At 46.0% G+C, this 17252-nt stretch carries 12 protein-coding genes; all 12 read right to left on the bottom strand.

Going from position 1 to position 17252, the window contains the following annotated elements:
- Positions 1-1094 precede the first annotated feature (1094 nt).
- The 12 genes from FE296_RS18070 to FE296_RS18015 all read right to left on the bottom strand — a co-directional run bounded on the left by FE296_RS18070 (position 1095) and on the right by FE296_RS18015 (position 17227).
- A complete protein-coding gene (locus FE296_RS18070; protein WP_150365870.1) occupies positions 1095-1418 on the bottom strand; it encodes a hypothetical protein in 324 nt (107 codons plus the stop codon).
- Between the two features lie 120 nt (positions 1419-1538).
- Complete coding sequence (locus FE296_RS18065; RefSeq protein ID WP_150365869.1) at positions 1539-1715, bottom strand: aspartyl-phosphate phosphatase Spo0E family protein; 177 nt, start codon at positions 1713-1715, stop codon at positions 1539-1541.
- A gap of 281 nt (positions 1716-1996) precedes the next feature.
- Complete coding sequence (locus FE296_RS18060) at positions 1997-3367, bottom strand: helix-turn-helix domain-containing protein (RefSeq protein ID WP_150365868.1); 1371 nt, start codon at positions 3365-3367, stop codon at positions 1997-1999.
- Positions 3368-3791: 424 nt separating this feature from the next.
- Positions 3792-4169 carry a hypothetical protein gene (locus tag FE296_RS18055; protein ID WP_150365867.1) on the bottom strand — a complete coding sequence of 126 codons (378 nt, stop codon included), beginning with the start codon at positions 4167-4169 and terminating at the stop codon, positions 3792-3794.
- Positions 4170-4525: 356 nt separating this feature from the next.
- Entirely contained in the window at positions 4526-5248 is a 723-nt protein-coding gene (locus tag FE296_RS18050) for a response regulator transcription factor (RefSeq protein WP_026081439.1), read from the bottom strand.
- A 7-nt stretch (positions 5249-5255) separates the two neighbouring features.
- Positions 5256-6416 (bottom strand): sensor histidine kinase, encoded by a 1161-nt coding sequence (locus FE296_RS18045; protein WP_074092506.1) that lies wholly within the window; start codon positions 6414-6416, stop codon positions 5256-5258.
- Positions 6417-6463: 47 nt separating this feature from the next.
- Positions 6464-9187: a stalk domain-containing protein gene (locus tag FE296_RS18040; protein ID WP_150365866.1), complete on the bottom strand. Its 2724-nt coding sequence runs from the start codon at positions 9185-9187 to the stop codon at positions 6464-6466.
- A 227-nt stretch (positions 9188-9414) separates the two neighbouring features.
- The gene (locus FE296_RS18035) at positions 9415-10641 is read right to left on the bottom strand and encodes a stalk domain-containing protein (RefSeq protein ID WP_150365865.1); all 1227 of its coding nucleotides are present in this window, start codon (positions 10639-10641) and stop codon (positions 9415-9417) included.
- Positions 10642-10757: 116 nt separating this feature from the next.
- Positions 10758-14546, bottom strand: a complete 3789-nt coding sequence (locus tag FE296_RS18030) for an S-layer homology domain-containing protein (RefSeq protein ID WP_150365864.1) — start codon at positions 14544-14546, stop codon at positions 10758-10760.
- A 208-nt stretch (positions 14547-14754) separates the two neighbouring features.
- Positions 14755-15957, bottom strand: a complete 1203-nt coding sequence (gene metK, locus FE296_RS18025) for a methionine adenosyltransferase (RefSeq protein ID WP_105600112.1) — start codon at positions 15955-15957, stop codon at positions 14755-14757.
- A gap of 255 nt (positions 15958-16212) precedes the next feature.
- Positions 16213-16485 carry an alpha/beta-type small acid-soluble spore protein gene (locus FE296_RS18020; protein WP_150365863.1) on the bottom strand — a complete coding sequence of 91 codons (273 nt, stop codon included), beginning with the start codon at positions 16483-16485 and terminating at the stop codon, positions 16213-16215.
- A gap of 148 nt (positions 16486-16633) precedes the next feature.
- Positions 16634-17227 (bottom strand): hypothetical protein, encoded by a 594-nt coding sequence (locus FE296_RS18015; RefSeq protein ID WP_150365862.1) that lies wholly within the window; start codon positions 17225-17227, stop codon positions 16634-16636.
- Positions 17228-17252 lie beyond the last annotated feature (25 nt).

The following is a 17252-nucleotide window of genomic DNA, read 5'->3' as shown; positions in this document are numbered from 1 at the left end:
CCCCCCCCCCCCCCCCCCCCCCCCCCCCCCCCCCCCCCCCCCCCCCCCCCCCCCCCCCCCCCCCCCCCCCCCCCGCCGCCGCCCCCCCCCCCCCCCCCCCCCCCCCCCCCCCCCCCCCCCCCCCCCGGGCCCCCCCCCCCCCCCCCCCCCGCGCCCCCCCCCCCCCCCCCCCCCACGGCCCCTTGCGCTGCACTGCGTAGCAGCAGCGCACAAGCACGGCTGCGCCCCAGCGCGAGGCAAGCCTCGCAGTAGGCGCACGCCGCCAGGCCGCAGGCAGCGCAGGGCACGCGCTGCCTGGCTTCGCTGCCACAGCGGTGGCAGCGGGGCGCGCTCCGCGCGCGTCCAAGCCACGCGTGCCGACGGCGCGTGGCAGGCCCTTGGAGGGCGGCTGTGATACTCAGCCGTCCGTGCAAGCGCGCGAGCTGCGCAGCCGCGCGCCACTCCTCAGGCGGCTGGGCGGTATCCGCCAGCAACGCCTCCGCCTCGGCCGCCAGTAGTTGACGGCCGCTGATCCGCTCAGCCAGCAGGGCCGCGTCCCGCTCCAGCTGAGCCCACTGCCCGGCGGGAAACGGCTCTGGCATCCCGCCTACCTGAATGCGGCACGCAGCGACACTCGCCGCTGTGCCCGCTATACCTTTTCTCGCCTCAACTTCCCCCGAGGCCAGTTCATATACATCCAGATTCCGTGCAAGATAACTCTGCCATTCGCGCTCACCCCACTGATCCATACCTCGCTCCATCTCAAAATGTTCAACCAACCAGGATGCCTGACTTAACGGTAACGCCTTGTCTAACAGCAACCAGCGCAGCACATGTCGCCCACTTCCTCCCTCCAGCCACCAAGCCACATCCACTCGAATGTCGAGTGATAACACCATACTCCATCCTTCCCCTACGCGACACGCATATAAGGCAACCTTCATTTACTCTCCTCCCCCATCGTACTTTCTCCTGAACGCAAAAAAAGCACATGCCAACCCGGCTGTTCGCCGGAGCATGTGCTTCATGTCCATATTCCATCTTCTTATGATCAATCTACTTATCACTATATCAATCTAATCAATACTCTACAAACTCTGCCATTCAGAAACATCTTATTTACCAACTCGAATAATAGGTTGCTGATCAGGAGCTGTCTCAATATAGATCGACTCGCCAGGTTGTAAAATCTGACCGTTCACTTCAAAAGTAAACGTCGTTTCAGGTTTCGTACCATATATATCAGGGACTTCTTCATCTTCTTTATACTCATTTAGCGTATCTCTGTCTAAGATGAAACCGGGTTCCATCCAACTTGAAATTTCACGCTGAGTATCCGAGTGTTTATCTTCTTCTGCAATTACTTTGCTTGAGGTAAGACTCAATACCAAGATCACTGTTATCAAAAACATCATTTTCTTTTTGTAATGCTGTCTCATTAGATCATTCTCCTCATGTACCACTTTCTTAGCAACCTATTAACCGGCTCTTATATGTTTTCTACGATGTACGTTTACTTCAATTATGTTGGTCTGAAATATCCAGGAACCTGTTATGTATTACTTAGTTTGGAGATGCCTGTGAAACATTCGATTATATCGATTAATCAACTCATCCAAAATTTCGGATTGCTTAATCACGATTGGATGTTGTAAACCATAAATCGCAACCAACGCGTGTAAACTTTCACGTTCACGTTCCAATTCGCTTTCCTGATTGTTCACAACGTATTTCATAGCATCCTCACCTCTATGAAATAGTGTAAACCTTTATGTAAAAACCAAGATTCATGTCAGATATACAAAAAAACCTATAAGAAAATGAAATGTGAACATCCTCTCACAGGTAACTCTCTATAATCTATATAATAAAATCTACCAACCACCTTGACCATGAGAATTAGTCGTCAAAATTTCTGGAACTTCAGGTGGCACATTCTCCGTAGCAGAAGACGTATTAAATGGTACCACCATTGTTGTAATGGTAATTATGGTAGCAATGATTATGAATTTTATCTTCATCTCTCTTTTCGAACCTCCTTCAGCAGTGTAGTGTACTTATGAAGCTCTTCGTTTGTTGCTAAATGCCGAATGGAATCAAATGTACAGAACCCTCTGACCATACAAGCATCATTATTAATTCTAGCTGAGATTGCCAAACTATCCAGTATAAATTGAATCCCAACCCGAATCCGGTCTGAGTTTAGATAATAATCCGCTACATCTGCCAAGAAATTCACGAACTGATCATCTATAATCTGATTGGTATAAGAACCCACCTTCTCATGTGTGATCATAAATGATGATATGGTGGTCTTAAAGCGCTCCAACACATGATCCATATTCATATTATAATTTAGTGCTGCCTTAATAAGCTTAAACAACCCACGTAGAATCTCATTTTCTTTGGTAGATAAATAATCCACATACTCATCTAAAATCTCAATTCTTCCTGCCATTATTTCAAAGAGGTACCTATTTGCTGTTGCCCACTCCCGAAACTGACTCTTTGTAAGCTCCGCCTCAAGATCATTCTCAATAATCCACTCGTGATTTTCATAGCATGAGACGTAGTATAACGCCTGCCGATACTCATTCTTTTCTCCATATATTGATGCTATGATCAAATCCGAGTATAAAATATAACCAAACAAAGGTTTGGAAGGCTCCTGATAACTCTTCCCCAGTTGTATCCGTTGATGTTTGATTTTATATTGTACCCTAGCCAGTTTACCCATTCGTGTAGCCAGTTGCTCCGCTTTGTCCCAACGACGCAATGAAAGATATAAATTCATCAGATCCTTCAGCGCATCCAGTTGCTCCAACTCGTTAAGACGAGCGACAAAAGGATCGAATTGCACAGCACATTCCAGATTATTCTGCTGATCATGGTTAATCGAGAGCTTGAATATTCGATACTGGCAGATCGCCAATCGTTCGGCATGCTGGTACCGCTCCCCTTCACACACTTTACGATATATAATTAGTGCAGCTTCCGCGCTCCCTTCGGCGTTTAATGATTCGGCACAATCAAACAGTTGTTGGATATAAGCAGGATTCTCCATCATTAAATCTACAGTTCGTTCAATACAATCGTTTTTTCCAAGCTCAGCGCAGCGCATAATAAACGGACGCAGTCGTCGCCAGTTCATCGTAGAATCATCAAACAACTCACTCACATACTGTTCATAAAAGTACCCATCTTCCAATCCCATGTATTCTGTCATAGTATCCAGAATTTTTACCGATATAGGCTGTGAACCATTAATCACTCTACTTAGCGTTCCAGAGTTAATGCCTGATCTCTCTGCGAAATGATAAAGAAGGATTTTGCTTTCCTCTATGTAATGTAAAAATTCTGTTCGGATCGTCTTATCCAATATACCCAAGAAGATACCCCCTTCCAGAAACACACTTCTCTCACGCACAACATCCATTTTAAGTAATTATATGGTTTAATATACCATAGGTCAATATAATGGAAGAGTCTACCTTTCATCTTATAGCCTAATCTCTTCTCTCTGGCTCACTCACACAAATTCTTCTAATAACCAGAATCTTTCTTTAAAATTGCGAAACTTTTTCCAATCTGTATCGTCTATACTTTTAAATTAAGAGTTCTGACTTCGAAAAGTTTATTTTAGTAATCAAGAACTCCCCATACCCAGGCAATAACCATAGATTGCATAAAAACCCATTTTTAATTTAAAAGCAGACTTGGCTACAATTACAAAAAAAGACTACAGCTTCTGCTGTAATCTTTTCACTGTAGATCTGTGAAATGTTAATCCCATTTCCCGTTCACATGATGATTTATTGCTCTGTCTCACGCAAATCAATCAGTCGAAACGTGTGATCGGTCTGTGCTACCCGTTCAATATCAGCAGGGACAGCAGCCAGATAAGATGTCTCCATGCCTTGCCTTTGCATAAGCTTTTCAATAATCGTAATCGTTTCCGCTTCTGTACGATCAGCAACAACGGTTAATCTGAAGCTCTTACCACGGTATAATAATTCCTGGCAAAGTTCTCTTACAATGCCTTCGATCCGCCCTGCCTGATTGGAAGGGATGAGCAGAATCTGCTCGAAACCTTCAGATTCCGGACGGGAAAGATGGCGCTGGTGCATGGCATGAACGGCCATTGCCGCCAGGAAGTATATGAGCAGAATCATAGTCAGATGAGCAACCATGGCAACTGCACCTCCTCGGAAGGTCATGCTCACCCATGGCGAACATCCCTGTATACAACAAGTATATGCTGTACTTCCTGAAGGGTTACACTTGCATTTCCTATCACTCATATGCCACGCTGATCGACACCGGACGAAGAAAGACAGGCCAGGTCATTCATTCACGCCTAAGCTTGAACATATGTTCCGCACAACCTTACACTTTGCTCATTTGCAGTGATAAAGTCCATTAACCCGCAGACCAATCCAACATTCTGGAAAGGGCGCGAGTGAACACCAATCTATACTTCATCTAGGTTGAATCAACCAATGGACTGACTTCCGATAAAAATACTGCTTTATGAAAATATAGGCTATTAGAGCGTAACCCAACCATATTTGATCGAATTGATAACAGCTTGCGTACGGTCGTCCACTTCCATCTTCTGCAGAATACTGCTGACATGGTTTTTTACTGTTTTTTCACTGATGAACAGGAATTCACCAATCATTTTGTTGCTCTTACCTTCTGCCATCAAGCGAAGTACTTCAGCCTCACGACGTGTAAGCGGGTTATTGTCGCCAGCGACAAATTTAACGCCTGCTTCCTTCGAAGCTCCTTCACTCATTGCCCCTGTTTCATTAAGATACGTCATACGACGCAGCTGCATGATCAGTTTGCCTGTTACTTTCGGATGTATGAACGCATGTCCTTCATGCACGGAACGAATCGCATTGATCAGAGACTCTGCCTCCATATCCTTCAGCAAATATCCGTTAGCCCCTTTACGGAGCGTCTCAAATACATAACTTTCATCATCATGAATGGACAAGATAATGACTTTGACATCAGGGAACAGCTCACGCAGTTTCTCCGTTGCCTCAACCCCGTTTTCGATCGGCATGTTAATGTCCATCAATACGATATCAGGTTTATCCTGATTGCAGAATTCGAGCACTTGAATTCCATCGCCGCATTCGCCGATGACCTCAATGTCGTCCTCCATATTTAAAATGCGTTTCAGTCCCTCACGGAACAGCTGATGATCATCAGCCAAAAGAACTTTAATCGATGCTTTACCAGTATCACGGTTTTCCATCATCCTGCTACTCCTTTCCCTTATCCACGTTTGTCGGGATATGAATCACTATTTTGGTTCCTTGATTTTCTCCGGACTCAATCTCTATTCTTCCTTCTAACAGTTCAACCCGTTCTCTCATCCCAATCAGACCGAAGTGGGTATGATCCTTGCTTTTCTTCGCAAGAAGCTCCGGTTTGAACCCAAGCCCATTGTCCTGAACGACAATTTTGACGAGCTGAGCCTGGTATGTAATTTCCACTACAACATAAGTGGGATAAGCATGCTTTGCAGCATTCGACAGACCTTCCTGCACGAGGCGGTAGATCGCTGCCTCCATCGCGGAAGATAAACGGTGTTCCTTACCTCTTGTTTCAAAAAGCGACCGGATTTTCGTTTTTACCTCAAAATCCTGCACGTACTTCCGAAGCGTTGGAATCAGTCCCAGATCATCCAGTGCCATAGGACGCAGATTGAAAATAACTTTTCTCATTTCTTCAAGACTGGAACGAACCTGGCCTTTCAAATCTACTATTTCGGCCTGGACCATCTTAAAATCCTGCTTAATGAGCATTCTTTCTACAATTTCCGTCCTAAGCACTAGATTGGCGAGCATCTGGGCAGGCCCGTCATGAATTTCACGAGCAATACGTTTCCGCTCTTCTTCCTGGGCCAAAATTATTTTCAAACCAATCATTTGTCGATTTTTGGCAGATTCGATGATCCGGGTCACTTGACCCAGTTCACCTGACAGGTATTCGAGTACAACACCCATCTGCGAACCGATGGTCTCGGCACGCTCCACAGAAGCTTCCACATTTTTGGCACGCTTCTGCAGATCATCCCGACGGGCCTTCAGATACATTTCCTTCTCACGATAAATCATCAGATCCAGCTGCAGCTGTGTTGCTTTCTCATACGCCTGCTTGATATCATGCTCGGAATAACGGACAAAGTCGCGGCTAACCTCAGTCAGCCGGATCCGGGAACGGCGGTAGTTCAGCTCCAATTGATCTACTTTCTCGATCGTTTCCGCCGTTTCCTTCAGCACCGACTTTAACTCCTCGTTGAGTGTTTTCAGCTCATCGCGAGTTGCGTCCATAATTTCGAACATTTGATATTTGCTGTTTTCCATGACTTGTATGGCGTTTTTAATGACGCGGTCTATGGCATCGGCTTGTAAATCCACGTTTGTTCGACTCCATTTCTATCGTTTCCGGTATATATCATACCATATCACGATGAGATGGTAACGGTCTTCGTTTTCTGTTCCCATTTTACAGTCAGACCAAGTTGCTCGGAAACGAGTCTAAGTGGGACTAAAGTCCTGCCACCCGTTACGTATGGTGCAACAGTTGCGCTCTGTCTTTTACCATTCAGGATGAATTCTTTCTGCCCTACAACCAGATCAATCAGCTTGCCACCACGTAATACCGTGATCCGCTGATTTTTGCTATCCCAGCTTGCCTGACCACCAAAAGCGTCCAAAACATGTTTGATTGGCACATACGTCGTACCATTTTTCAGAACCGGTGCTGCATCAATCGCTTTTTTCGTTCCGTTCACCGTCATCGATTTCTGTCCAAGCACAAGCGAAGCTGTTCCCGTAGGCAATCCGACTTCACTGGACTTGGAAGGCATCGTGAATGCGATGTTGTCAAAAGCAACCGTACCTGATTTCGCACGCTCATCCTGACCTTCTTCCACATTTACTACATAGACCCGCTTCAATTTCGCTGGATAGGCGATGTTCAGTCCGTTCAGGTCCACGCTCAGCTTCTTCCACCCGTTCCAGTCAATCGCCTTGGCGAGATCGGCATATACCGTTTTGCCATTGGCATCCGTGAATTCGGCACGCAGCCAGTTCAGGCTTTTATCACCCATAACATCCATCGACATCGATGTAGCTGCAGCAGATACCTCTCTGCCGGTAGAGCCATTCAGTTGTGCATAAGCGTACATTTTGCCTGCTCCAGCTGTCATATCATAACCGAGTTGCAGTACATTGGAGCCAGCTTTCTCACCAGTTCCTGCTGTAACGGTCGCCGAACCAGTTACACCCGCTGCGTTCGTCGTGAAGTTGATCGGATAATTCACATTTTCGAAGTTCTCCCAGATCGTTTCGCTTGCAGAAGCCGAGAGTACTACGACTGTACTGTAACCATCATAACGACCAATGGCATATCCCACTTGTGCACCAGAATTGACGGAAGATACGGTTAATTGGTCAGCCGTAACTTTACCTTTGAACCCGATAAATTCCCATGTCAGCGAGTCTGCCGGAACCGTTACACTTTGTCCGTTCTTCGTCGTTGCCGTCACCGGAATCGATATCGTTGTGCCCGCTTTGAGCGAACCAAGACCCGATCCTGCTGTCAGAGAAGACAATTCACTTCCACCCAGTACCGATACTTTAATGGACGATGAAGCTCCATTGCTCGTAGCTGTCAGGGTGGCTGTACCCGGCTTCACGCCTTTGATCGTTCCGTTGCTGACACTCACGATACTGTTGTTGCTGGACTTCCAGGACATGCTGATATCGCCTGTTGCGATCGGGTTGTAGTAGGTGTCGTATCCTTTGGCTGTGTACTTGCCCTCTTGTCCCACCAGCAACGTTTGGCTGCCACTCACGGCAAAGCCCTTCAGTTTACCTACAGGAGCCGTAGAGAACACACCTAGCGTGTTTACAACCTGACGTTGCTCGGTGCCATACTCTGTGTTGAACGTCAGACCAGCGGTTTGCTCACCCAACGGACGTGTTACCATGGTTGTGGAGCCGCCTCCGTCCAGGTTCATGCCTTTCCAGACACCCACACTGGTCATAAAGGATTGCAGTTCCGTCAGCGACATTCCGCTGCTGTTACTGTTTTTCTCCGCGGCGATGATGTAGACATACCGACCATCCTGGGAGTATCCTACTGCCGTTCTTGCACGAATGCCACCAATGCCGGAAGATGCGATATCACGGGAAAAGGAAGCTGCCTTTCCACCGTTCACCAAAATGGTGTGACCGCCAATCATCATTTCCAGATTACTTGGATCGACCGATTGCCCGGTTGTTTTACCTTTTAGTTTGTAATCCGCATCCAAGGTCTGTCCCACGGATAGATGGCTCATGATCCATGTCGCCGCTGTTCCATGCGCACGCAAAATGTACCCATCCTTCGGCACCGTCATGTTTAACGCTTTTTTATCCGAGATTTGGGTGATTACTCCATTCTGCACGAGAACCTCTGTCGGCGTTGTGGAAGGGTCATTTGGACGTTTGGTGGATGTCCATGCCGGTGTATAAATATACATCGAGTTGGCATGACTATATTTCACCGCACCCGACTCTACCGTGTAATCCTCTTTATTTATCCCACGCAAAGCAAAGGTTGAACCATCCTGTGCCCTCACGGTCCCATCAAAAGAATACTCGTCGATCATCGGTTTGCCATCCTTGGTCACCGTGAGGGCATACATACCTGACAGCTCAGAAGGTGTGGAGATCAGCACGCCATCGGAGACCTGTCCACCAATGGGAGCGAGTTCCCCGGAAACATTGAAGTAATCGCCATTCACAGCAGCTACTGCACCATTTTCCTTAGCCATTGCACCTGTGCTCTGTTTGCTGTTCAGATTACCGCCTTTGCCTGTCATCACATCCAGCTTCACATACGGGTTCTGCAGATCCACCTGGATCACATCCGCCAGTACGTTGACCTTGGAACCGGAACGTGTTGTTGTATAACTGTATTTCATGAGCTTCGCACCCGAAGTCAGAATTTCCTCACTCAACTTGCTTGTATTCGTAGATGCCGCTGCGGCCACCGATTGCCATGAAGTACCCGACCACATCTGCCCGCCTGCGCTCATCACTGGTGCAATCCAGATCACACCCGCCAGCGTCACAATTGCCCATTTCTTCACCTTACTGCCCTTAACGTCTTCCAGCTGTTTCCCATGTTTCCCCAGCATGTCTGAAACGTCTCTCCCATCTTGTATATCAATCTTAGACATCACGAACACTGCCAAGTAGGCAGCTGATAGCGAGATCTCTAGTATACTCTTCTATTAATAGACTGCTTTTTGTGGAAAAAGTTACGCCCCCAGCTAACTTTGAGGGTATTCTTGGCAAAAAGAAACCCAGGCACGGCATTAACTGCGTACCTGGGTTCTACCTGAATAATGATTTATGTTGAATCCTATTCTAATTCTGGAAAAAACATTTCGGGAAACTCTCTATTGGTTTCCTCGTAGTTAGCATCCATGTTAAATTCATCACTATAATTCCAGTGCCCATTCGCATAATCCAGATAGATTAATGCGTTATACTCAGAACTATGCTGCTCTATCTTCTCTGAAATACTACTCCATTGCAACGTAGCATGGACAACGGCTTGCTTCTTCCCAAGAAACACAACACGTTCGTTGGACATACGGTACGTAGCATCTTCATATTCAAAAGAAGCCTTTTTACTTTTCTCCCAAGTCATCCAGTCAGCAAGAGCATCTGCATTTCTTTGCGCAATCTTATATGGCGAAGTATATTTATATGTTAAATCATAATCTTCCTGATTCAAGGCTTCATAATATGCCCTCAGATCTGACAATACGCTTTGTTGCTCTTCTTTAAAATTCTCCTTTATTTTATCAGCAGATCTATCAATATCTTCTGGAAGACTGGTATAACTGGACAGATACCCCGACTGAAGAATTTTCCACATATTATTTTCCTTCTTAATTCGGAACACGATCTCATGTTGGTCGTCCATTACCTGATTATTATGGATATATGTAACATACAATAATGCCTGGTTCGCAGATTCATATGTAATGCTTGTTATATCGATACTGTAAATTCGATCCGGAATTTCACTCTCTGGGAGTGTAATCTTACTATCCGTCAGATAGGATCTTTGCATATGATCTGAAGCAAGTAGTTTTACAGTGAAAGCTCTATCATATGTTGTTATCAAATCAAGTATCTCTTTCTCTTGACCATACCCATACTGCACCATCCACGCCGTATTCGACTTTTGATCATACTTAACCGAGTGCTTGGTTAACCAGGCGGCATAACGGATAGGTAAAAAGAATTTTCCATCAATCTGAATACCTGGCCTTTGTAATTCGTAGTAATCTCCCGATCCACTAATATAACCATCGTCCGGTAGAAAGATAAATTTTGATTTCCCGATCTTAACTGAAATCTCTCGATCTACCACGGAGTAATCCGCTTGGTACCCCATTAGTTGAATAAACTCTCGAAATGGAACATACACCGTCCCTGATTTTGTCATCAGTTTAATGTCAGTAGGTTTTTCATTAACGTACAGTTGTATGGATTCTTTATTATTTTGAGCATAAGCCAGTGATGGTAGGGATATTAACCCCAGAACAAGAAAAATTACTAGCATTTTTTTAAACAAATTCACACCCTCTATCCATGAAATTTATATTTTATAATATAAAAAAGCGAAACCAACCAGTTGAACATATTCCCCTGATCGATTTCGCTTCAATAAGATAAAAGAACTACTTACTACTATAGATATCCTAACTTGTCCAAAACTCGTTTTAACATGACTGCTGCCTGTGCACGAGTTGCATTTCCCTGAGGTTCGAATGTTCTGGCTGTCATGCCTTGAATGATTCCCTCCTGCACCGCTTTGGCAACAGAATCCTTGGACTGGATTTTGTTACTGTCCTTGAACTTGGATAGGGTGGTGGTAGCCGAAGATTGAAGAGAGACTGTTTTCCCACCGTAGTTCATCGCACGTACCATCATTAGTGCCATCTGCTCACGCGTGATGGGGCGATCCGGCTTAAACGTACCATCGGTATTTCCAGTAATGATGCCCGCCTCAGCTGCAGCACCGATATAGGCACTTGTCACACTACCGCTACGTACATCCTGAAAACGACTTGCTGCGGTAGGTTCTCCATTCAGTCCAAGACCTCTAGCGACCAATTCAGCAAATTCCGCACGTGTAATGTTCTCATTCGGTCGGTAGAAGGTACCACTCGGTGTGTTAATAATCCATTTGGCAGAGAGCTCCTTAATGACCTCACTAGCCCAGTGTGACGCTGTATCCGGATAACTAACGATGTTGTTAACAGGGACTACCGACTGATTGCCATTCAGCTGTCCTCGGACAACTACACCACCTGTCGTATTTTTAAAGGAACTAGGTACATTGGATAACCTAAATGTAACTGGATCGATATACGTAAAACCGGATGTTACACTTGGGGTATTGGCAGCCAATTGCATAACCAGTTGGCTTTTGACATTCTGATCTACACGTTGATCGCTTGTTCCATTACCGGCATACAAATATACGTCCGTATAATTCGCAAGTTTCTGTGCTCCTGCACCTGCAATCAAGCCTTCCATCGTCCCCGATGAAGACACAGGTACCGTCTCTAACTGAACGTATAAGGATGGAATCGCTGCTCCTGTCGTAGTACTTGTGTTTGACGTTCCTACACTCCGACTCATAGCCGCCATATCTAAATTAGACAGTGGCACCGTCCAGAGAAGATCGCCATATTTCACACCAATACTGCCTGTGCGATAACTTGCAGCAATCTGAGTCAGTGCATTTAATGGGAATCCAACATACGCAGCCGATTCACTGTCCGGAATCTCGAATACCACCGGCTGAGTCAATTTCCCGTTTGCTCCAGCGTATTCAAAGGACTGAATCAACTTGGTTGCATCCACGTTGAATTGACGAGTCGGTCGATTATAGTGGGACATCGCAGATACAGCAGATGCCGTAGTATTATTCATGACAAGTAAAGGCTGACCATAGCTAGATGCATCCAATTCCGACAGCCAGGAAGGACGATCTCCCGACTGATTATTGTTCGAACTATTATTCGTCTGTTGCAACGTAAGTGGACCAAATGCTGTTATCGTGACATTCGACGCATCTCGTAACGGCACAGCCCCAGGTACATAACTCACCGTTCCCATCTGAGTAGTTGTCGATGTTACTGTTGAAGTATCCACTTTCAACGTCACCACAGAGCCAGAAGCTGAAGCAGACAATACAGTTGTGGTTGAATTACCAATCACTACACTGAACTGAGATGCTGTTAGTGCAGCCTGGGACTGGATTGAATCACGGAAATTAATTTGAACCGTGTCTCCCTGAAGCGTAGCCGAAAGGATTTTGCCATTTCCATAAGTGTACGTTACTGGAGTCAGATTGAGATATCCTGCTGGGTTATTGTTCAGGTCCGTTAATCGCAATGCTCCAGGTACATATGATAGCGATATATTTTGTGTATCCTTCACCCCTGAAGCCAGCGTTAACGTGACCAGATCATTTTCGATCTCGGAATCATTAACGAAGACTGGCTTGCCATCGACCAGAACAGAATATTGGCTGTTGAGCGGTTTATTCGTCATGTTCAGTGGTTCATTGTAACGCATCCATAACTTGTTACCACTCACCTCAGCACTCTTAAACTCAGGTGGTTTGGTATCAATTGAATTGCGGACATAGAAGCCGCTGAATCCAGCAAGAGCCTGTCCACGTGTATCTTTTACAGGCCATGAACCTGGCGTGTATGCAACCCGAACGACTTCACCATCCGTAATCGATCGACTAAGATTCAATGTCACCACAGAACTACCATTGATTGATATGCTATTGATGCCTACAGCATACTGATCCGCAGTTACACTGAATTGTCTTGCTGCATCACTTGAAGTGATATATACCGTCTCAGGGTAGTACAACGTAATTGTACTGTAATACACGTTACCTTCTCGCGGCTTGGACATGACAGAATCTAAACCGTTCTCCACATCTCTTGCGCCAAAAGCAGCCGCAGCATTGGAAGATTGATCTGTAAGACGATTACCTGTAGTACCGGGTGCATATGCGATCCGCACAACCTGTCCTACCGCTACACCCGTATCCAAGACAACATATACACTGTCACCCGAAATATAAGTGGAGCTGACATTTCTCTTTTCCCCATTTACAGTTACAGCATACGTACTACTCAGCGAATTAGTGCTGTACAGCCACTCATCATACGTCAGGCGAATGGTGTTATTGCTATGCATCTTAGCATTCTTCAACACAGGTGCAGTTGTATCTGCACTTAATGTTTTAAAGGCCCATGATGTAGACCCATTCAGACCTGTAAATGTATTTCCTGCTTTATCACGAAACGTATTGGCTGGAATATCCACCACATAATTTGTGTTGCTATCCAATGCAGTCGTTGGTGTGATAAGCAATTGTCTATTGTTTGCACTATTCATGACTGTCTTGGATGCAACGGTTGCTCCATTTGATTTTTTGAGCGTTACATTCTGAATGTACTTCGGATCAAGTTCTTTGTTGAACGTAACTGTTAAATTTCCCGTTAAGGGTGCATTGGTAGTACCGTTTGCGGGAGATACAGTAGATACCATGAGGGACGTCGGATCGGATATGACATTGAATCCCCAAACATTCCCACTAATTGCACTGATATCATTCTCATTGCTATCCCGCAAATAACCTTCTGGCATTACGATGTAATATGTAGTGTTGTTGTTCCAGTTATTCGTGGGAACGATCGTAATCGTATTGGTTCCAAAACCTGTAATTCGAGGTGTTCCTGCGTTTACTGGAATCTGCTCAAATACAGTACCGCCAACTTTTCCCTGATAAATAATGAGATTGCCTCTACCTGCGTTTACCGGCTTATCGAATGTCATCACTACCTTGGTTGAAGGGGATACCATTGCTGCGTTATCAGGAACTCTACTCACAAGGGAAGTTGAGCCTAGTCCCAGCGTACTGAAGGTCCACTCTTTGTTAGTCAGTCCTGGAAATGGAGTATTGTCCGCGTAAACAAATGATTTATTATCTATCTCTACGTAGTATGTTGCTCCCGGTAGAACCTTGTCCTTGCCCAGTGTAATCGTCACTCGTAGGCCAGTAGCTGGCGCAGGCGTACTGTCTCCCGCATCCGGTGTCGTTGGGTCTGTAATCGGTGGTGTGGGATCAATCACGACTTGTTCACTGGATACCAGCACCGAACCCATCGTTGTATTGTCATCCAAACGCTTAATCAAGATTGAACTTTGTGTACCTGGTGCCTTCTGAACAGGTTTATCAAAATCAATAACGAATGGTATTGTGCTGTCGACATTCGTTCCTTTCACGGCAGGAACAGTGTTCGTTATTCCATTTGCACTTAATGCGTGTGCAGCATATACTTCCTGCTCTACTCCACTCCAACCCGTAAGCCAACCTTGAGCCGTCAGCATAACGATCAAGATTCCGAGCATGCCTTTTTTGGCAATTCTGTTCAATTTCACTGATCTTCCCCCTTATCTGAATTTCTTCTCTTGTCTGATGTACAGACCTCATTATGTATTTCGGTTAGAGAAGGGATTTCATTTAGTTATTTGGGTATTTATTCCATAATTTTTCCTTTGTCCATGACAAGCAGTAAAATCGATGGAAGCACAAAAAAGCCCTTAATTCCTTATCGGAATCAAGGGCTCCATTACTATTGCACCTAATTTACAGACCTGCTTGAGTTTTCAAAAGGTCTACTTTGTCCACTTGCTCCCAAGGTACATCCAGGTCTGTACGGCCGAAGTGACCGTAAGCAGCGGTTTGTTTGTAGATTGGGCGACGCAGATCCAGCATACGGATGATGCCAGCCGGACGAAGATCGAAGTTGTTGCGCACAAGCTCAACCAATTTCTCTTCGCTGACTTTGCCAGTTCCGTATGTATCCACGTTGATCGATACTGGGTTGGCTACACCAATCGCGTAAGCAAGCTGGATTTCCACTTTGTCTGCAAGTCCTGCAGCTACAAGGTTTTTCGCTACGTAACGAGCCGCATATGCTGCGGAGCGGTCTACTTTTGTCGGATCTTTACCAGAGAACGCACCACCGCCGTGACGTGCATAACCGCCGTAAGTATCTACGATGATTTTACGTCCAGTAAGGCCTGCATCTCCCTGAGGTCCGCCAATAACGAAACGTCCTGTTGGGTTGATGAAATATTTAGTCTGCTCATCCAGCAATTCCGCTGGAACGACAGGCAAGATGACATGTTCTTTGATGTCTTTTTGGATCTGTTCCAGTGTAGTCTCTTCAGCGTGCTGAGTAGACACAACGATGGTATCCACACGTACCGGCTTGTCACCGTCGTATTCAATCGTTACTTGCGTTTTACCATCCGGACGAAGATATTCCAATGTACCGTTCTTACGCACTTCCGCCAGACGGCGTGCGATACGGTGGGACAGTGCGATTGGCAAAGGCATGAGTTCCGGTGTTTCGTTCGTTGCAAAACCGAACATCAGACCTTGGTCACCTGCACCAATGTTTTCTGTTTCACGAGCGACTTGTTCCGGGTCACGGTTCTCAAGCGCTGCGTTAACGCCTTGGGCAATATCAGCAGACTGCTCATTCAGAGAAGTCAGAACTGCACAAGTGTTATAATCAAAACCGAACTTGGCACGTGTGTAGCCAATATCCTTAATTGTATTACGAACGATGGACGGGATATCCACGTATTCAGAAGCTGAACTGATTTCACCGATGACAAGCACTAAGCCTGTGGCTACGGAAACTTCGCAAGCTACACGAGCATTGGGGTCGTTTGCAAGAAACGCGTCCAATACGGCGTCTGAGATCTGATCGCAGATTTTATCCGGATGTCCTTCAGTTACAGACTCCGATGTAAATAGATGCCGGCCTTTAACAGACATGAAGTTTCAACCTCCCATAACTAGTAGTATGGCGATTGCCCGAACAAAACATGACAGCGATTCGTTCACTGTACCCTCGAAGCTTTCCAAAATGGAATAAGGACGCAGAGTCCGCAGTACCGAAGATAAGGATTTTTCAGGTAATTGCCTCAAACGAAAATCAACCTTTCCCTAGTGGAAAAGGTTGCATACCTCAAATGCCATCTTAACGTATTTGTCAAGATGTGTCAAACGAATTGGGGTAAGGAAAAAGCCCTATAAGTGCTGCTCTGCCTGACGAATTAGCCTTTTGGTGATCTCTCCACCAACCGATCCATTCTCGCGGGAAGTCAGATGTCCCCACCCTTTGTATTGCCCATAAGAATGATCACTCACTTCACCCAGTTCAGATCCAAATTCTGTATCCGCACCAGCCAACCTTCTGCCACCATACCCCACATTGAGACCAAACTCTGCAGCAATCTCATACTTCATTTGATCCAGCATTTGACGACTTTCGGGTACCACTTTGCGATTGCTTCTAGCCATGGTTCCTGCACCTCCATTAATTGATTGTCAACAGTTATAGAGTGAGCAGGAACAAGACTGGCTAGCCGTATTAATGATTGTTAGAACTGGTTAATCTGAGCAAATGAAATGGATGACGAATGAATAATTCCTTTAACAGCTACAAATCCTATTTCAGAGTATATCCACCGCGAACCATTACGGTTAAGCTGTATTTGTTTCCTTCCAATACCGTGATTCCCCGTCCATCCCTTGGAAAAGAAAGCAGGTGATTAGTCGGCGCTGCCTGTCCATTCGTCAGGTCAATCCCATCCGTCAGATCCGCTACACCATTCGTACCTTCACTGACGATCACAGCTTTACCACTACGTACAATGAACTCCGCGCCAGACTTGCCGATCAGCTGTTGACCCGGCTTCACGGTTACGATCTCAACGGCTTCAGAAGCGCCCGAGACCAGTGGAGGAAGGGATGTGTCTCCACCTGTGCTACCTGAGTTCCCGGTTCCTGCAGAGCCGGTGTTGTTACCATTTCCTGCATTGCTGTCTGTTCCCGTATTGGTACTACCTCCTCCAGTCGGGATCTTACCGCCCAAAGCCTGTTGGATCTGTTGATCTACATAACTCTTTGTTACAACCGGATCATCTGCTGTTCCTGGCTGGCTTGTACCTGCACCGATGGCTGTATTGCTGTATACCGACCCAACCCACACGCCAACACCAATGGCGAGCGCAGCGAGGGATACTTTCATATAAGGTTTCATGTGAATCATTTTCCTCCTCTGGTAA

Origin of the sequence: Paenibacillus sp. UASWS1643, from assembly GCF_008693195.1 — a bacterium.
GTDB classification, from domain to species: domain Bacteria; phylum Bacillota; class Bacilli; order Paenibacillales; family Paenibacillaceae; genus Paenibacillus; species Paenibacillus amylolyticus_B.
The sequence above is the reverse complement of the archived record's forward strand: the minus strand, read 5'-3'. Positions and strand labels throughout refer to the sequence as shown.